This window comes from Micrococcus sp. CH7 (assembly GCF_001595485.1).
Classification (GTDB): Bacteria; Actinomycetota; Actinomycetes; order Actinomycetales; family Micrococcaceae; genus Micrococcus; species Micrococcus luteus.
Genome location: NZ_LOSQ01000027.1, coordinates 117,290 through 134,976 on the forward strand (window position 1 = coordinate 117,290; position 17,687 = coordinate 134,976).

17 protein-coding genes are annotated in these 17,687 nt (G+C 73.4%); 5 read left to right on the forward strand and 12 right to left on the reverse strand.

Annotated elements, in window-relative coordinates; genetic code table 11:
* Positions 1-24: 24 nt before the first annotated feature.
* From AUV08_RS07580 to AUV08_RS07590, 3 genes are all read left to right on the forward strand, one after another.
* Positions 25-1,377: a nicotinate phosphoribosyltransferase gene (locus AUV08_RS07580; protein WP_036313014.1), complete on the forward strand. Its 1,353-nt coding sequence runs from the start codon at positions 25-27 to the stop codon at positions 1,375-1,377.
* Between the two features lie 3 nt (positions 1,378-1,380).
* A complete protein-coding gene (locus AUV08_RS07585; RefSeq protein ID WP_036313018.1) occupies positions 1,381-2,064 on the forward strand; it encodes an isochorismatase family protein in 684 nt (227 codons plus the stop codon).
* Between the two features lie 149 nt (positions 2,065-2,213).
* On the forward strand, positions 2,214-2,567 hold the full coding sequence (locus AUV08_RS07590; protein ID WP_036313021.1) for a GNAT family N-acetyltransferase: 354 nt from the start codon (positions 2,214-2,216) through the stop codon (positions 2,565-2,567).
* A gap of 9 nt (positions 2,568-2,576) precedes the next feature.
* Here AUV08_RS07590 and AUV08_RS07595 read toward each other — a convergent pair whose 3' ends face one another.
* The 6 genes from AUV08_RS07595 to AUV08_RS07620 form a co-directional block, all read right to left on the reverse strand.
* Positions 2,577-4,526, reverse strand: coding sequence for a heavy metal translocating P-type ATPase (locus AUV08_RS07595; RefSeq protein ID WP_036313024.1), 1,950 nt, complete (start codon positions 4,524-4,526; stop codon positions 2,577-2,579).
* Positions 4,527-4,631: 105 nt separating this feature from the next.
* On the reverse strand, positions 4,632-6,452 hold the full coding sequence (locus AUV08_RS07600) for a DEAD/DEAH box helicase (RefSeq protein WP_080695844.1): 1,821 nt from the start codon (positions 6,450-6,452) through the stop codon (positions 4,632-4,634).
* Positions 6,445-6,789, reverse strand: coding sequence for a DUF3039 domain-containing protein (locus tag AUV08_RS07605; protein WP_010079007.1), 345 nt, complete (start codon positions 6,787-6,789; stop codon positions 6,445-6,447). The genes AUV08_RS07600 and AUV08_RS07605 overlap by 8 nt, the downstream gene beginning before the upstream one ends.
* 23 nt (positions 6,790-6,812) lie before the next feature.
* Entirely contained in the window at positions 6,813-8,414 is a 1,602-nt protein-coding gene (locus AUV08_RS07610; RefSeq protein WP_061867877.1) for a hypothetical protein, read from the reverse strand.
* A complete protein-coding gene (locus AUV08_RS07615; protein WP_061867878.1) occupies positions 8,405-9,229 on the reverse strand; it encodes an ABC transporter ATP-binding protein in 825 nt (274 codons plus the stop codon). Before AUV08_RS07615 ends, AUV08_RS07610 begins: the two co-directional genes overlap by 10 nt.
* Positions 9,230-9,293: 64 nt before the next feature.
* The gene (locus AUV08_RS07620) at positions 9,294-10,250 is read right to left on the reverse strand and encodes a co-chaperone YbbN (protein WP_231862133.1); all 957 of its coding nucleotides are present in this window, start codon (positions 10,248-10,250) and stop codon (positions 9,294-9,296) included.
* Positions 10,251-10,375: 125 nt separating this feature from the next.
* Between AUV08_RS07620 and AUV08_RS07625 the strand changes: the two genes are divergently transcribed.
* On the forward strand, positions 10,376-11,698 hold the full coding sequence (locus tag AUV08_RS07625) for an AI-2E family transporter (RefSeq protein ID WP_061867880.1): 1,323 nt from the start codon (positions 10,376-10,378) through the stop codon (positions 11,696-11,698).
* 34 nt (positions 11,699-11,732) lie between these two features.
* Here AUV08_RS07625 and AUV08_RS07630 read toward each other — a convergent pair whose 3' ends face one another.
* Positions 11,733-12,092 carry a hypothetical protein gene (locus AUV08_RS07630; protein WP_049161478.1) on the reverse strand — a complete coding sequence of 120 codons (360 nt, stop codon included), beginning with the start codon at positions 12,090-12,092 and terminating at the stop codon, positions 11,733-11,735.
* A gap of 52 nt (positions 12,093-12,144) precedes the next feature.
* Between AUV08_RS07630 and nucS the strand changes: the two genes are divergently transcribed.
* Positions 12,145-12,840: an endonuclease NucS gene (nucS, locus tag AUV08_RS07635; RefSeq protein WP_061867881.1), complete on the forward strand. Its 696-nt coding sequence runs from the start codon at positions 12,145-12,147 to the stop codon at positions 12,838-12,840.
* A 14-nt stretch (positions 12,841-12,854) separates the two neighbouring features.
* Here the strand turns inward: nucS and AUV08_RS07640 are convergent, their stop codons facing one another.
* From AUV08_RS07640 to atpA, 5 genes are all read right to left on the reverse strand, one after another.
* Positions 12,855-13,244, reverse strand: a complete 390-nt coding sequence (locus AUV08_RS07640; protein ID WP_230259842.1) for a DUF2550 family protein — start codon at positions 13,242-13,244, stop codon at positions 12,855-12,857.
* 34 nt (positions 13,245-13,278) lie between these two features.
* The gene (locus AUV08_RS07645) at positions 13,279-13,554 is read right to left on the reverse strand and encodes a F0F1 ATP synthase subunit epsilon (protein ID WP_036313044.1); all 276 of its coding nucleotides are present in this window, start codon (positions 13,552-13,554) and stop codon (positions 13,279-13,281) included.
* 6 nt (positions 13,555-13,560) lie between these two features.
* Complete coding sequence (atpD, locus tag AUV08_RS07650) at positions 13,561-15,018, reverse strand: F0F1 ATP synthase subunit beta (protein ID WP_002857256.1); 1,458 nt, start codon at positions 15,016-15,018, stop codon at positions 13,561-13,563.
* Positions 15,019-15,071: 53 nt separating this feature from the next.
* Positions 15,072-15,965 carry a F0F1 ATP synthase subunit gamma gene (locus tag AUV08_RS07655; RefSeq protein WP_049161482.1) on the reverse strand — a complete coding sequence of 298 codons (894 nt, stop codon included), beginning with the start codon at positions 15,963-15,965 and terminating at the stop codon, positions 15,072-15,074.
* 83 nt (positions 15,966-16,048) lie between these two features.
* Positions 16,049-17,683, reverse strand: a complete 1,635-nt coding sequence (atpA, locus tag AUV08_RS07660; protein WP_036334989.1) for a F0F1 ATP synthase subunit alpha — start codon at positions 17,681-17,683, stop codon at positions 16,049-16,051.
* Positions 17,684-17,687: the final 4 nt, after the last annotated feature.

Here is a 17,687-nt window from a genome sequence, read left to right on the forward strand (position 1 = left end):
GCCACGGTCCACTAGGGTGGGGGCGTGAGCCAGAACCCCGTGCCCAGCGCCCCGCGGACCGCCGACGACTGGCAGATCCCCACGGCGCTGATGACCGACCACTACGAGCTGACCATGCTCCAGGCCGCGCTGAAGGCCGGCACCGCGCACCGCCGCTCCCGCTTCGAGCTGTTCACCCGACGCCTGCCCAGCGGCCGCCGCTACGGCGTGGTGGCCGGCGTGGGCCGCGCGCTGGAGGGCCTGTCCCGCTTCCGGTTCGACACGCCCGAGCTCGACTTCCTCGCGGACACCACCGCCCTCGACGACGCCACGCTGGCCTGGCTCGCCGACTACGAGTTCACGGGTGACATCGTGGGCTACGCCGAGGGCGAGGCCTACTTCCCGCACTCCCCCCTCCTGCAGGTGGAGTCGACGTTCGCCGAGGCGTGCATCCTGGAGACCTACCTGCTCTCCATCTACAACTACGACTCCGCCGTGGCCTCCGCAGCCTCCCGCATGACGGCCGTCGCGGACGGCCGCCCGTGCGCCGAGATGGGCTCGCGCCGCACGCACGAGGAGTCTGCCGTGGCCGCCGCCCGCGCCGCGGCCATCGCGGGCTTCACCGCCACCTCGAACCTCGAGGCGGGCCGCCGGTACGGCATCCCGACCGTCGGCACCGCCGCCCACTCCTTCACCCTGCTGCACGACTCGGAGCGCGCCGCCTTCGAGGCCCAGGTCGCCGCGCTCGGGGCGGACACCACCCTCCTCGTGGACACGTATGACGTGGAGCAGGGCGTGCGCACCGCGGTCGAGGTTGCCGGCCCGGCCCTGCGGAACGTCCGGGTCGACTCCGGCGACCTCGTGATCCAGGCCCACCGCGTGCGCGAGCTGCTCGACGAGCTGGGCAACACCGAGACCGGGATCATGGTCACCTCGGACCTGGACGAGTACGCGATCGCCGCCCTGCGCTCCGCCCCCGTCAGCTCGTACGGCGTGGGCACGCGCCTGGTCACCGGGTCCGGCGCGCCCACCGCCTCCATGGTCTACAAGCTCGTGGCCCGCCAGGACGACGACGGCACGTGGGTGGACGTGGCCAAGGCCAGTTCCGGCAAGGCCAGCCGGGGCGGCCGCAAGGAGGCCGCGCGCCGCCGCGACCCGCGGGGCCGGGCCACCGCCGAGGTGATCGGCGTCAACCGCGGCGCCGCGCCCGACGCCGACGACCGTCCCCTGCTGCACCGTTTCGTGCACGCCGGCGAGCTGGCCGAGGGCTGGACCGGCCCCGAGGCCGTCACCCGCGCCGCCGAGCGGCACGCCGCCTCCCTGCGCGAGCTGCCCGCCTCGGTGGGCCGCCTGCAGCCGGGCGACCCCGCCATCCCGACCATCTTCCTGGAGGACTGACCCATGGAGAACCTGAACCGCGCCCTGGTGATCGTGGACGTGCAGAACGACTTCTGCGAGGGCGGCGCCCTCGGCGTGACCGGCGGCGCCGCCGTCGCGGCCGGGGTCAGCGAGCACCTGGCCGAGCACGCGGACGCCTACGCGTCCGTGGCAGCCACGCGCGACTGGCACGTCGACCCGGGCACGCACTTCGCCGCGGCCACCGGCGCCGAGCCGGATTTCCGCACCACCTGGCCGGTGCACTGCGTGGCCGGCACCGCCGGCGCCGAGCTGCATCCCGACCTGGACGCCGAGCACCTCGACGCCGAGTTCCTCAAGGGCCTGCACACGGACGCCTACTCCGGCTTCGACGGCGCCCTCGGCGAGCCCGACGCCGTCCCGACCGGGGCCGCGGGCGAGCGCCCCTCCGGGACCGTCGGCCCGTACGGGGCCACCGCCGTGGCCGCGGCCGCCGTCGAGTCCGGCGCCCCCGGCCTCGACGAGTGGCTCCGTGAGCAGGGCGTGGACGCGATCACCGTGGTGGGCATCGCCACGGACCACTGCGTGCGCGCCACCGTGCTCGACGCCCTCGACGCCGGCTACGAGGTCACCGTGCTGACCGACCTGGTGGCCGGCGTCGACGAGGCGGCCGCCCAGGCCGCGCTCCACGAGATGGAGGCCGCCGGGGCCATCCTGGCGACCTCGTGAGCGGGTTCGGCCCCGAGCGGCACCGGCGTCGCCTCTGAGGCGCCGCACGCCGAGACAGTGACGAATGTCACTCGATGCGGCATGATGGAGGCACGCGGCCCCGGCGGGCGTGCCGGAGCCGGTGCCCGACGCAGACGAGGAGAGCAGCCATGACCGACTCCCCCATCGCCGCAGACCGGGACGGCATCCGCTACCTCTCCGGGGTGATCCCCGCCGCCGACGGCGGCCGTCTGGTCGGTCTGGCCCGCGTGGTCTCCGACGGCCACACCATCGCCTACCTGCAGGACATCCTCGTGGATCCGGGGCACCAGCGCCGCGGCATCGCCTCCGAGCTGCTGCGCCGCGTTTTCGCCCGGTTCGGCCAGGTGCGTCAGCACGTGCTGCTCACGGACACCGAGGAGCGCCAGCGCGCCTTCTACGAGGCCCATGGATTCCGCGAGTCCCGTGACGTGGAGGGTGACGAGCTGCGCGCCTTCGTGCGCTTCCAGTCCCGGGACGGCTGAGCCCGGCGCTCAGGCCGACACGGCCTGCCGCTCCCCCCGGGCGGGGGCGGCGGCGAGATCGCCGAGCCGCTCGGCCTCGTGCGGGCCGGGCTTCATGGCGCGCAGCGCGTTGACGATGGCCACGACGTCCACGAGCTCCTGGAACAGCGCGCCGACCAGAGCCGGGATGGCGCCCGTGGCGGCGATGACCATCAGGACCAGGGAGAGCGCGATGCCGACCCAGATCGACTGCGTGGCCACCTGCAGGGTGCGCTGGCCGGCGGCCACGGCGACGGCGACCTTGGAGACGTCGTCGGCGAGCACCACCACGTCGGCGGACTCGGAGGCGGCGGTCGAGCCGCGGGCGCCCATGGCCACGCCCACGTCCGCGGCGGCGAGCACGGGGACGTCGTTGACGCCGTCGCCGACCATCATCACCGGGCGCTCCGGGCGCTCGGAGAGCAGGCGGACCTTGTCCGCGGGCAGCAGGTCCGCGTGGACCTCGTCGATGCCCGCCTCCCTGGCGATGTGCCGTCCGGTGGCCTCGGCGTCGCCGGTGAGCATGAGGACCTGTCGTGCGCCGAGGCGGTGGAGCGCCTGCACGGTGGCGGCGGACTCGGGGCGGATGCGGTCGGCCAGCAGCAGGACGCCGGCGAAGGCGCCGTCCACGGCCACGTAGACGGCGGACTGACCGGGGGCGAGGTCGGCGGTGACGGTGTCCGGGGCGGCCTGCGTGACGTAGGCGCGCTTGCCGACGACGACGCGCCGACCCTCGAGCACCGCCACGACCCCGTGGGTGGCCTCCTCCGTGGCATCCTGCGCGGTCGCCAGGGACAGCCCGCGCTCCTCGGCCGCCGCGCGGATGGCGTCGGCGAGCACGTGCACGGAGTACTGCTCGGCGGAGGCGGCCAGGCGCAGCAGCTCGTCCTGGGCGAAGCCGGCGGCCGGGCGCACGCCGACCAGCTCGGGGCGGCCGGCGGTGAGGGTGCCGGTCTTGTCGAAGCCCACGGTCTGCACGGAGCCGAGGGCCTCGATGGTCCCACCCGACTTCACGATCACCCCGGACGTGGCGGCGCGGGACATGCCGCCGAGGAAGGCCACCGGAGCGGCGATGAGCAGCGGACACGGCGTGGCCACCACGAGCACCTCGGCGAAGCGGACCGGGTCCTGGGACAGCCACCAGGCCAGGCCGGCGATCAGGTAGGCGACGGCGGTGAACGGCACGGCGTAGCGGTCGGCCAGGCGCACCATGGGGGCGCGGGACTCGGCCGCCTGCTGCACGAGGGAGACGATGGCCGCGTACTGCGAGTCGGCCGCGGAGGCGGTCGCCTCGAGCACGAAGGCGCGGGTGCCGTTGAGCGCGCCGGACATCACGGCCGAGCCGGTGCGGTGCGTGACGGGCAGGGACTCGCCGGTCAGGGAGGACTCGTCCAGGTCCACGGCGACCTCCCCGCCGTCCTCGGCGGAAGCCACGGTGCCGTCCACGGGAAGCACCTCGGCGGGACGCACCAGGAGCCGGTCGCCGGCACGCACCTCCTCCACCGGCACGTCCTCCACGGAGCCGTCCGGGCCCAGGCGATGCGCGCGCTGCGGGGCGCGGTCCAGCAGGGCGGACAGATCCCGCCGAGCGCGGCCGGCCGCGTAGTCCTCGAGGGCCTCCCCACCGGTGAGCATCAGGCAGACGAGCACGGCGGCGAGGTGCTCCCCCACCAGCACGGTGGCGACGATCGCGGTGACGGCGAGGATGTCCACACCCCAGTGCCCGCGCATCAGGTCCCTGACCATGCCCACCGAGGTCCACGCGGCCACCACCAGGGCATACGCCGAGGCGATCCAGCGCGCCGGATCCTCCGCCCCCGCCAGGTGCAGGCCGAGGGTGAGGGCGACGACGACCAGCGTCGCGAGCACCCACGGGTACCGCGCGGCGAAGCCGAGGACGGCGGGGCGCGACGACGACGGGGACGGGGCGGACACGGGCATGGCGACTCCTGACATCGTGCCCCCATTCCAGCCCGTCCCCGTGCCGGGTGCCAGCCAGGGGAGGCGAACCTCGGCCCGCGGGCGCCCCCGCGCTCCCGGCGGACCTCAGGTCCGGCCGACGAACCACCCGCGCAGGGTGCTCAGCCGCTTCTCCAGCTGCTCGCGGGAGGCCTGGGCCACGGCGGGGCCGCCGGAGATCTCCCGCAGGCGGTTGTGGATCACCCCGTGCGGCTGGCCGGAACGGGCCGCCCAGGCGGACACCGTCTTGGACAGCTCGGAGCGCAGCTCCTTCATCCGCCGGTGGTCCACGACGTCGGCGGGCTCGGCCGCCTGCGCACGCGGCCGGCGCTGGATCTGCTCGGCCTGCCGCTGCCGCAGCAGGGCGGAGACCTGCTCGGCGTCCAGCAGGCCCGGGATGCCGAGGAAGTCCTGCTCCTCCTCCGAGCCGACGGCGCCGCCGAGGCCGAACTCGCCGCCGTCGAAGAGCACCTTGTCGAAGCTCGCCCGGGACTCGAGGGCCTCGAACTTCTCCCGCGTCAGCGCGTCCGAGCCGCTCTCGGCCCGGTTGGCCTCCGCGATGAGGTCCTCCTCGGGGGCGTCCTCGAGGTCCTCGACCTCGACGGCGCCCTCCTTGCGGTCCAGCGCGTGGTCCCGCTCGAGCTCCATCTCGTTGGCCAGCAGCATGAGCGCGGGCACGGACGGCAGGAACACCGAGGCGGTCTCCCCACGCCGGCGGGAGCGCACGAAGCGGCCCACGGCCTGGGCGAAGAACAGGGGCGTGGACGTGGACGTGGCGTACACGCCCACGCACAGGCGGGGCACGTCCACGCCCTCGGACACCATGCGCACCGCCACCATCCACCGCTCGTCCGACGCGGCGAACTCCTCGATGCGATCCGAGGCGCCCTTGTCGTCCGAGAGGATCACGGCCGGCCGCTGGCCGGTCAGCGCCTCGAGCTGCGCGGCGTACGCGCGCGCGTCCTGGTGGTCCGTGGCGATCACGAGACCGCCGGCGTCGGGGACGTTGCGGCGCACCTCGGTGAGCCGGCGGTCCGCAGCGCGCAGCACCGAGGGGATCCACTCTCCCGCCGGGTCCAGCGCGGTCCGCCAGGCGGAGGCGGTGATGTCCTTCGTGGCGGCCTCGCCGAGCTGGGCCTCCATGACCTCGCCGGTGGAGGTCTTCCAGCGCATCTGGCCCGAGTAGGCCATGAAGATCACGGGGCGGACCACGTGGTCGCGCAGCGCCGGCCCGTAGCCGTACGTGTAGTCGGCCTTGGAGCGCTCGATGCCGTCCTGGCCGAGCTCGTAGCGGACGAAGGGGATGGAGGCGGTATCCGAGCGGAAGGGCGTGCCGGTCAGGGACAGCCGCCGCGTGGCCGGCTCGAACGCCTCACGGATGCCCTCGCCCCAGCTCAGGGCGTCGCCGCCGTGGTGGATCTCGTCCAGGATCACCAGCGTCTTGGCGGCCTCGGTGCGGTTGCGGTGCAGGACGGGCTTGTTCGCCACCTGGGCGTACGTCAGCGCCACCCCGCGGTACTCGGCGCCGTGCCGCCCGTCGGCGTTCTTGAAGTTCGGGTCGATGGCGATGCCGACGCGCGCGGCGTTGTCCGCCCACTGGCGCTTGAGGTGGTCCGTGGGCGCGACGACGGTCAGCCGTTGCACGACGCCGGAGTCCAGGAGGATCTTGGCCACGCGCAGCGCGAACGTCGTCTTGCCCGCGCCGGGGGTCGCGACCGCCAGGAAGTCCTGCGGGGCGGTCTGGAGGTAGCGCTCCAGCGCCTCCTGCTGCCACTGGCGCAGCTTGGGGGCCGTCCCCCACGCCGCGCGCTCGGGCATGGCGGGGGGAAGGTCCTCGCCGATGTGGAACAGGTCGTGCTGGACGCTGCCGTCCGGGGTGCCGCTCGTCAGGGAGCGGCCGTCAGCCACGGCCGCGGCCTCCGAACCAGCCACCGCGCTTGCCGCCGCCGTCGCCGTCGCCGCCGTCCTGCGGCTCGCGCAGGCCCTCGTAGATCTCCTTGCACGTGGGGCACACGGGGAACTTGTTCGGGTCCCGGCCCGGCACCCACACCTTGCCGCACAGGGCGATCACGGGGGCACCGGTGACAGCGGACTCCGTGATCTTCTCCTTGCGGACGTAGTGGGCGAAGCGCTCGTGGTCGCCCGGCTCGATCTCCTGCCGCAGCTCCTCGCGCTCGAGGACGGACGTGCCGCCGCCGGCGGGCGCGAAGGGGTCGTTCAGGTCGGGTTCGCCGGTCACACTCATACGGGCCAGTCTAGCCGCGCCCCTCAGAAGGCGGCCACGGCCTGGTAGGTCTCGGCCTGCGCGCGGTCGTACCAGCGCGCCCCCAGGCGCACGCCCAGCCACAGCGCGACGGCGCCCCACACGAGCCCGAGGGCCACCGTCACCCAGCCCCACACGGCGGCCCCGGTGACGAGCCGGACGATGAAGGGCACCAGGAACGGCACCGCGAGCGCCAGGCTGACCAGCATCGCGGCGCCCTGGACGAGCATCGTGCGCATGGCCGCGCCCTGCGGCGTCTTGAACGGGCTGTCTCCCGGCTTCGGCACGGGGTACACGAAACGGGCGGAGACGAACGCGGACAGCCCGGCGGTCGTCCCGAACAGGCCGAGGGCCAGGCCCAGCATCGGCGCCAGCAGGGACCAGTCCCCCGCCGCCGCCACCGTCGCCGTCGTCACGAGCAGGATCATCGGCACGCCCCAGCCCGCCAGGCCCAGGACCCGGCCCCAGCGGTCGTCCACGCCCCGCACGCCCGAGACGACGTGCAGGTGGAACGCCGTGTGGTCGTAGGCGATGTCCGCGGAGATCGAGTAGGCCAGAGACCAGGCGGTGATCGGCCCGAGGACCAGCAGCAGGCCCAGTCCGGGACCCCCCTCCCCGGCCATGCCCCCGGTGAACCACAGCAGGACGGCCATGAGCGGGATGATGATGAGCCCGGCCGCGTACCGCGGGTCGGCCAGCCAGTAGCGCTGGGCGCGGGCCGCGATCGCGGTGCGCGGGCCCGTGGCCGGTCGGCCCAGCCAGCGCAGCGGCGTCGGGTCCGCTCCCGCGGCGACGCGGCGGGACCGACCGCCGCCCACGGCCACCGGCTCCACGGTGCAGCGCACGGCCAGGTGCCACAGGGCCAGGGCGGCCAGGCACCAGGCGGCCGCCACCGCGAGGTGGAGCGCGACGGCGGCGCCGCGGCCCTCGGCAGCCGCCCACGCCGCGGCGGGGCCCGCCCCGAACGGGGTCCACGCCGCGCCGCGGGCGATCTGGGGCGCGATCGCCAGGAAGTCCTCGAACGACGCGATGGCCCGCGAGAGGGCGAGGCCGCCGAGCATGAGCGGGATGAACAGCAGGACGGAGACGACGTCCCGCACCCGACGCCGGCTCGCGTAGGCGGCCAGGAGGCCGGCGAGACCGGAGCCGATCGCCACGGCGGTCACCGCGGTGAGCGCGCCCCCGACCAGGCCCACCGCCAGCGCGGCCGGCCGGTCCCACCAGCTGGCCCCCAGGCCCACCAGCACGGCCAGCGTGGCGAGCCCGACCGGCGTCGTGAAGGCGCTCAGGACCAGCCCGGCGATGAGGGTGCGGGCCGGGACGGGGAAGAGCACGAAGCTGTGCGGGTCGAGCGTGGCGTCGACGCCCGTGACGAACGGCGGGATGACGAGCCAGGCGAGCACCACGACGGCGGCGGCCAGCACGGTCGTGGCGCCGCGGGCCTCGTCCGGCAGGGCGGGCAGGCCCGTGACGAGCAGCGTCACCGCCACGGCGGCCATGCCGAGCACGTACAGCGCGCCGAGCACGCTCATCACCAGGGTGAACGGGGACCGGCGCCACTGGTTCAGGGTCAGCGTCCAGCGCAGTCGGACGAGCGTCAGAGCCATGCCAGCCCCTCCGAGCCGTGGCGGCCGCCGACGAGGTCCACGAAGCGGTCCTCGAGGTCGCGCCCGTCCCGGACCTCCTCGAGCGTGCCGGCGGCCCGCAGGGTCCCGGCCGCGATCACGGCGACGTGGGTGCACATGCGCTGGACGAGGTCCATCACGTGGCTCGAGACGATCACGGTGCCGCCCCGCTCCACGTACGAGTGCAGGATGTCCCGGATGTTCGCGGCGGAGACCGGGTCCACGGCCTCGAACGGCTCGTCCAGGACGAGCAGGTCCGGGGCGTGGACCATGGCGGCCGCCAGGGACACCTTCTTGGTCATGCCGGCGGAGTAGTCGGCCACGAGCTTGCGGCCGGCGTCCTCCAGGTCCATCACCCGCAGCAGGTCCGCGGTCCGCTCGGCCACGGTGTCCGCGTCGAGCCCGTGCAGCAGCCCGGCGTAGGTCACGAGCTGCGCGCCCGTGAGGCGGTCGAAGGTACGCACGCCGTCGGCGAGCACGCCGACCCGTCGCTTGGCCTCGAGGGGCTGCTCCCACACGTCGACGCCGTGGATCCAGGCGCGGCCGCGGTCCGGGCGCAGCAGCCCGGTGGCCATCGACAGGGCCGTGGTCTTGCCCGCCCCGTTGGGCCCAACCACCCCGAAGAACGATCCGGCCGGGACGTCCAGGTCCAGCGCGTCCAGCGCCAGCTTGTCCCCGAACCGCTGGGTCAGCCCGCGCGTGACGAGGGCGAGGTCCGGATCGGGGGCGTCCACCGCGCGACGACGGGCGGCGGCCGCCAGGTGGGCGGGGGCAGGCTCGGGCGCATGCGGAGTCATGCCTGGGACGTTACCCACCGTCAGGCGGACACGGCGTCCTCCTCAGGGATGAACTGTGGGTCCCTCAGAACAGCGCTGCGGCCAGCCGACGCCGCGAGGCCGGCACACGGGGATCGTCCGTGCCCACCACGGTGTAGAGGTCCACGAGGTGGGCGCGCGCCGTCTCCCGGTCGTCGCCGGGGTGGAGGGCGATGAACCGCACGAGTCGGGCGAAGGCGTCCTCCACGTGGCCACCGAGCACGTCCAGGTCGGCGACGGCGAGCTGGGCGGCGACGTCGTCCGGGCCGTCCGCGGCGGCCGCGCGCACCGCTGAGGCGTCGGCGTCACGGGTGCGCAGCATGAGGCGGGCCGCGGACAGGCCCTGCTGGGCCACGGCGTCCGCGGGGCTGTCGGCCAGCGCCGCCTCCCACGCCGAGACGGCCCCGGGCAGGTCGTCGGCGGCGAGGGCCTCGTGGGCGGCCCGGTGCAGCGGCGGCACGGGCGGGGCCTCCGCAGCCGCGGCGTCGGCGTCCTGGCGCGCCGGAGCGACGGGGGGCACGGTGCCGGCGACGCCGTTCTGACGGGCCACCTCGAGGATCTCCCCCATGAGCTGGCGCAGCGTCTCCTCCGGCACCTCCTGATTGACCAGCGGCACCGGCTGCCCCGCCACCACGGCCATGACCGCGGGGCCGGCCCCCAGGCCCAGCGCCTGCAGCACGGCGGGCTCCTTCGCCACGTCCAGACGCGCGAGCACGAGCCGTCCCGCCTGGGCGTCGACCGCGTCCGCGAACTGCCGGTAGAGCGCCTCGCTCGCCGCGTCCCCGGGCACATGCAGGTGCAGCAGCACCGGCACCTGGGCGGAGAGCTGGACCAGCTGCTGCAGCAGACCCTGGTCGGCGTCCGCGATCACCCACGAGCCGCCGCCGGCGCCGGCGTCGGCCCCCGGCGCGGTGCGCCCGGCCGGGGCCGGGGTGCCGAGCGAGGACAGGTCGACGGCGCCGCGCAGGTGGGACGGGGCGTCGGAGGGGGGCTGGGCGGTCACGTCGGTCACGATCCTTCCGGTCCGGGTCCGCCCCGTCGCCGGGGCGAGGGGCGTTGTCACTGCGCCCCACGGTAGCCTCCCGGGCGCGGCGCGGTCAGGCCGGGGCCCTGACGTACGCTGAGCGCGTGGAGGAGAAGGAGACCGCATCCGGCCCGGACGTCGCCGGCGTCGCCGACGTCCGTGGCCCGGCCGAGCCCGAGGGCGCGGAGCAGCCGTCCCTGGCCGGCATGCCCGTGGAGCCGGTCGGGGTGGCCGCCGCGCCGCCGTCGCACGGGCCGACGCCCGCCGGGCGTCGTCGACTGCCCCGCCTGGGCTCCGTCCTGCGGCGGCGCCGACCCTTCCTCGAGGAGGACCGGGTGGACCCCGAGTCGGTCCCCGTCGACGGCGCCGAGGATCCGGCGGTCGCGGCCGTGGCCGTCGAGTCCCCCGTGCTGACCGGCTTCCTGCTCGCGGTCGGCGTGGCCCTGGCCATCGGCGTCGTCTCGGTGCTGCGCACGAACGGACAGCTCATCGTGTGGATCGCCGCGGCCCTGTTCATCGCCCTGGGCCTGGATCCGCTGGTGCGCCGGGTCGAGTCCTGGGGCGCGCCCCGCTGGGTCGGCGTGCTCACGGCCGCGCTCGGCCTGGCCGCCGTGGCCGGGGCGTTCGTCACCCTCCTCGTCCCCACGGTGATCGAGCAGTCCACGCAGCTGGTCCAGGACCTGCCGGCCATCATCGACGGGGTGATGACCGCCGAGTGGTTCGTGCAGCTCGACGAGGAGTTCCACCTCCAGGAGGCCGTCCGCGCCCAGACCGAGCGCCTCGCCGCCGACGGCGTCGCCGTCACCGACCTGTTCGGCGGGCTCCTCGGCTTCGGCCAGACCGTGCTGAACGCCGTCTTCTCGGTGCTCGTGGTGGTCGTGCTGACGCTGTACTTCCTCTCCTCCCTGCCGCACATCAAGTACTGGGCCTACCGGCTCGCACCGCGCTCGCGCCGGCCCCGCATCGAGGCGCTGTCCGAGCAGATCACCTCCTCGGTCGGCCACTACGTGATGGGCCAGTCCTTCGTGGCCGCCCTCAACGGCGCGGTGGCGTTCACGGCGCTGGCCATCGCCGGCGCCCCCTTCGCCGTCCTGCTCGCCGCGATCGCCGCCTTCATGGCGTTCATCCCGCTGGTGGGCGCCGCGATCGGCGGCACGCTGCTGACCCTCGTGAGCCTGCTGACCTCGTGGCAGACCGCCGCCGTGTTCGCGGCCATCTACTTCGTCTACCTGCAGATCGAGGCCTACGTCATCTCGCCGCGCGTCATGGCGCGCGCGGTGTCCGTGCCGGCGGCCGTGGCCGTGATCGCGGTGATCGCCGGAGGCGCGCTGCTGGGCGTCCTCGGCGCCCTCATGGCGATCCCGCTCGCCGCCGCGCTGCTGCTGCTGGTCCGCGAGGTCTTCATCCCCCGTCAGGACGCCCGGTAGGCCCACGACGGCGGCGCGGCCCGGACCGTCGCGGTCAGCGGCCCGGGCGGGTGCGCCAGCACACCGGGTGCCAGTGCCGCCGGTCCGCCCCCGCGTCCTCGTCCCCCATGATCCAGTCCGCGCGCCAGGCCACGAGGTGCGCCTGGCCCTGCCGGATCACCCGACCGCAGCCAGGGCACGTGTAGTCCTTCACCGCGCGCCACGCGGGGATCTGCCGGACGTGCCAGCCGCCGTCGGACCCGGACTGGCGCGAGTAGCCCGCGTCCAGGCCGAGGAGCTCCTCGAGCGGGTCGGCGCGCCCCGGCGACGGCCGGGACCGCCGGGAGGCGCCGGAGGCCCCGCGCTCACTCCGCCGAGGCGCGGACGAGCGGCGGGGGCGGTTCGAACGGGGCATGCCTCCATGCTGGCACACGAGCGGGTGGGCGCGGTCCGCCTAGGATGGACCGGTGCGACTCGTCATTGCCCGCTGCTCCGTGACCTATGAGGGCCGCCTGAACGCCCACCTGCCCACCGCCACCCGCCTGCTCATGGTGAAGGCGGACGGCTCGGTGCTGGTGCACTCCGACGGCGGTTCCTACAAGCCCCTCAACTGGATGTCGCCGCCCGCGACCCTGCACGTGGAGGAGCCCTCCCCCGATCAGGCCGACCAGGGGGTGACGCAGGTCTGGCGCGTGCAGGCCAAGAAGTCCGACGACCGGCTCGTCGTGCTCATCGAGGAGGTCCTGGCGGACGACTCCCACGAGCTCGGCGTGGACCCCGGCCTCGTCAAGGACGGCGTGGAGGCGGATCTGCAGCGTCTGCTGGCCGAGCAGATCAGCCTGCTCGGCGACGGCCACACCCTCGTGCGCCGCGAGTACATGACGGCGATCGGCCCCGTGGACATCCTGGCCCGCGACGCCGACGGCGGCACCGTGGCGGTCGAGCTCAAGCGCCGTGGGGACATCGACGGGGTCGAGCAGCTCACCCGCTACCTCGAGCTGATGAACCGGGACCCGCTCCTGGCGCCCGTGCGCGGCGTGTTCGCGGCCCAGCAGATCAAGCCCCAGGCCCGCACCCTCGCCGAGGACCGCGGCATCCGCTGCGTCACCCTCGACTACGACGCGATGCGCGGCGTGGACGACGCCGAGTCCCGCCTGTTCTGAGGCGCCGGGCGGGCTCAGCGGCGCCAGAAGGACGACGCCGCGGACGGCCCCGCCTCGCTCCAGGCGCGCAGGGCGCCGGCGTCGTCGGGGTCGACGACGACGCGCACCGGACGTGTGCCGGCGCTCAGCTCCAGGACGGCCCGGCCGGCCTCGTCCGCCGGGAGGCGGTCGATCTGCAGGCGGCTCCGGTCCGCGCTCCAGCGCTCTCGCGAGAGGCGCCAGCCCCCGGTGAGGCGCAGGCGGGACTCGTCGTACACGCCGATCACACGCTCACGCCCCGGGCCCTCCCGCTCCAGGACCGCAGGGAAGGCGGCCGTGACACGGGCGAGGGCCCGGCGCCGCATCACCAGGGCGAGTGCCGACAGCACGATGACTGCCACCACGGTCGCCGAGGCGATGAGCACCGGGCCCTCCACCGTCAGGTCCTGCCGCGCCGCGTCAGGCCGCCGCGGCGTCGCCCAGCCGGGCGGACGTCGCGGCGATCACGACACGGTCGTGGTCCACGGAGAAGAAGCCGCCGCGGGCCTGCGCGGTGACGGTGCCGCCGTCCGTGGTCCGCACCACGACCTCGCCGTCGCCGAGGACGGCGAGCATCGGGGTGTGGCCCGGGAGGATGCCGATCTCACCGTTGACGGTGCGCGCCGACACGGCCGACGCGGCGCCCGACCAGATGGACCGCTCCTCGGAGACGATCTCGACGTTGAGCTCAGCCATGATCGATCAGCCCTCGGCCTGGATCTTGGCCCACTCGCGCTCGACGTCGTCCAGGCCGCCCACGTTGTAGAAGGCCTGCTCCGCGACGTGGTCCAGGTCGCCGTCGGCGATGGCCTTGAAGCCCTCGACGGTGTCCTTGACCGGCACGGTGGAGCCCTCGACGCCGGTGAACTGCTTGGCGGTGTAGGTGTTCTGCGAGAGGAACTGCTCGATCTTGCGGGCGCGGCCCACGGTGATCTTGTCCTCCTCGGAGAGCTCGTCCACACCGAGGATCGCGATGATGTCCTGCAGCTCCTTGTTCTTCTGCAGGATCTGCTTCACGCGGATGGCCACGTCGTAGTGGTCCTGGCCCACGTACTGCGGGTCGAGGATGCGCGAGGTCGAGGCCAGCGGGTCCACGGCCGGGTACAGGCCACGGGACGCGAGGTCACGGGTCAGGTTGGTGGTCGCGTCCAGGTGCGCGAACACGTTGGCCGGGGCCGGGTCGGTGTAGTCGTCCGCGGGGACGTACACGGCCTGCATCGAGGTGATGGAGTGGCCGCGGGTCGAGGTGATGCGCTCCTGGAGCACACCCATCTCGTCCGCCAGGTTCGGCTGGTAGCCCACGGCGGAGGGCATGCGGCCCAGCAGCGTGGAGACCTCGGAACCGGCCTGCGAGAAGCGGAAGATGTTGTCGATGAACAGCAGCACGTCCTGGTTCTGCACATCGCGGAAGTACTCCGCCATGGTCAGCGCGGACAGGGCCACGCGCAGACGCGTGCCCGGCGGCTCGTCCATCTGGCCGAACACGAGGGCGGTGTCCTTCAGGACGTCCGCCTCGTCCATCTCGACCCAGAGGTCGTTGCCCTCACGGGTACGCTCGCCGACGCCGGCGAACACGGAGGTGCCGCCGAAGTTGCGGGCCACACGGGTGATCATCTCCTGGATGAGCACGGTCTTGCCCACGCCGGCGCCGCCGAACAGGCCGATCTTGCCGCCCTTGATGTAGGGGGTCAGCAGGTCGATGACCTTGATGCCGGTCTCCAGCATCTCGGTGGAGCCCTCGAGGGAGGCGAAGTTCGGCGCCGGGCGGTGGATCGGCCAGCGGTCCTCGGCCTGCAGCTGCGAGGACGGCATGTCCAGGGTCTCGCCGAGCACGTTGAAGATGTGGCCCTTCACGGCGTCGCCGACCGGCACCGAGATGGGGGCGCCGGTGTCCACGACGTCGGTGCCGCGCACCAGGCCGTCGGTGGACTGCAGGGAGATGGCACGGACCATGTTGTCGCCGAGGTGCTGGGCGACCTCGAAGGTGACCGTGCGGCGCTGGCCGTTGAGGTCGATCTCAGTGGTCAGCGCGTTGTAGATCTCCGGCATCGCGTTGGCCGGGAACTCGGCGTCGATCACGGGGCCGATGACGCGGGACACGCGTCCGGTGGCACCGCCGGTGGGGGTCCCGGTGCCCTGGTCAGTGATGGTGGCAGTCATCTCTCTCACTTCTATCGTGTGTGGATGGCGAGTCTGGTGAGTCCCGAACGGGCTCAGGAGTTGTTGAGCGCGTCCGCGCCCGCGATGAGCTCGGTGAGCTCCTGGGTGATCTCGGCCTGACGGGCGTTGTTCATCAGGAGCGTGTAGTCCTTGATGAGGCTCGTGGCGTTGTCGCCCGCCGACTTCATGGCGCGCTGACGGTTGGCGAGCTCCGAGGCCGCCGACTGCAGCATCGCGTTGAAGATGCGCGACTCGATGTACTTGGGCAGCAGCGCGTCGAGGACCTCCTCCGCGTCCGGCTCGTACTCGTAGAGCGGCAGCACCTCCTCGGCGGTGGCGGCCTCCTCCTCGACGACCTCGAGGGGCAGCAGGCGCACCACGTGGGGGTTCTGCTTCACGAGCGAGACGAACTCGGTGAACACGACGTGGATCTCGTCCACGCCGCCGTCTGCCGTGTCCGTGAGGAACGCGTCCACGAGCACCTCGCCGATCTCGGAGGCGCGCTCGGCGACGGGGGCGTCCGTCTGGCCGGTCCACAGCTGCTTGTAGTCGCGGCCGCGGAAGTCGAAGTACGTCTGCGCCTTGCGGCCGACGACGTACACGTCCACGTCCTTGCCCTCCTCGCCGAGGCGGGTGAGGAGCTGCTCGGCCTTGCGCAGCACGTTCGCGGAGTACGCGCCGGCGAGGCCGCGATCCGAGGACATGATGAGCACGGCCGCCCGGGTCGGGTTCTCGGGCTCCGTGGTGAGGACATGATCGATGTCGTGCTGGCTCGACACGGCCGAGACGGCGCGGGTGATCGCGTTCGCGTAGGGCAGCGACGCGCTGACGCGCTCACGTGCCTTGGTGATGCGGGACGTGGCGATCAGCTCCATCGCCTTGAAGATCTTCTTCATCGACGACGTCGACGCGATCTTCTGACGGTAGACCCGGATCTGGGCTCCCATGGTGGTCCTTTCCCTGGCGGGAGGGCGGCCCGGCGTCGTCCCCGTGGGGTCCGACGCCGGACCGCTCCCTCACCGACCGGCGGTCAGCGCTTCTGCTTGGTGATCTGCTCCTGCGCGACCTGGTCCTGCTCGATCGCGCGGTGCTCCTCGTGGCCGGCCTGCACGCCGCCGTCCTCGGAGGACTGGAAGCCCTTGGAGAACTCGGCGACGGCCGACTCGAGCGCGGACACGGTGCCGTCCTCGAGCTTGCCGGTGGAGGCGATGTCGGTCAGGACGGAGGTGTGGCGACGCAGGTGGTCGATGAACTCGCGCTCGAAGCGCAGCACGTCCTGCACCGGCACCTCATCGAGGTGGCCCTTGGAGCCGGCCCAGATGGACACGACCTGCTCCTCGACCGGGTAGGGCGAGTACTGCGGCTGCTTGAGCAGCTCCATGAGGCGCTCACCGCGGGCGAGCTGGCGGCGGGTGGCCGGGTCCAGGTCCGAGGCGAACATGGAGAACGCCTGCTGGTCGCGGTACTGCGCCAGGTCCAGCTTCAGCGTGCCGGAGACCTTCTTCATGGCCTTGACCTGGGCGGCGCCGCCCACGCGGGACACCGAGATGCCCACGTCCACGGCGGGACGCTGGTTGGCGTTGAACAGGTCCGACTGCAGGAAGATCTGGCCGTCGGTGATGGAGATGACGTTGGTCGGGATGTAGGCCGACACGTCGTTCGCCTTGGTCTCGATGATCGGCAGGCCGGTCATGGAGCCCGCGCCCATCTCGTCCGAGAGCTTGGCGCAGCGCTCGAGGAGCCGGGAGTGCAGGTAGAAGACGTCGCCCGGGTAGGCCTCGCGGCCCGGCGGGCGGCGCAGCAGCAGGGAGACGGCACGGTAGGCCTCGGCCTGCTTCGACAGGTCGTCGAAGATGATCAGCACGTGCTTGCCGCCGTACATCCAGTGCTGGCCGATGGCCGAGCCGGCGTAGGGGGCGAGGTACTTGAAGCCGGCCGGGTCGGACGCCGGGGAGGCCACGATGGTGGTGTACTCCAGGGCGCCGTGCTCCTCCAGCGTGGCGCGGACGCCGGCGATGGTGGAGGCCTTCTGGCCCACGGCCACGTAGACGCAGCGGACCTGCTTCTCGACGTCGCCCGACTCCCAGTTGGCCTTCTGGTTGAGGATCGTGTCGACGGCGATCGCGGTCTTGCCGGTCTGGCGGTCACCGATGATCAGCTGACGCTGGCCACGGCCGATCGGGATCATGGCGTCGATGGCCTTCATGCCGGTCTGCAGCGGCTCGTGGACCGACTTGCGCTCGGTCACGGTCGGCGCCTGCAGCTCGAGGGCACGGCGGCCCTCGGCCTCGATCGGGCCCAGGTCGTCGATGGGCTGGCCCAGCGGGTCCACCACGCGGCCCAGGAAGGCGTCGCCCACCGGGACGGAGAGGATCTCGCCGGTGCGCTGCACCTCCATGCCCTCGCGGATCTCCTGGAACTCGCCGAGGACGACGACACCGATCTCGCGGGTGTCGAGGTTCTGGGCCAGGCCCTGGATGCCGTTCTCGAAGCGCAGCAGCTCGTTCGCCATGACGGAGGGCAGACCCTCCACACGAGCGATGCCGTCCGCCGCGGAGATGACACGGCCGACCTCGGTGCGATCGGTGCCCGACGGTTCGTACGATGCCGCGAAATCGTTCAAGGCATTGCGGACATCGTCAGCGTTGATGGTCAATTCGGCCATCTGC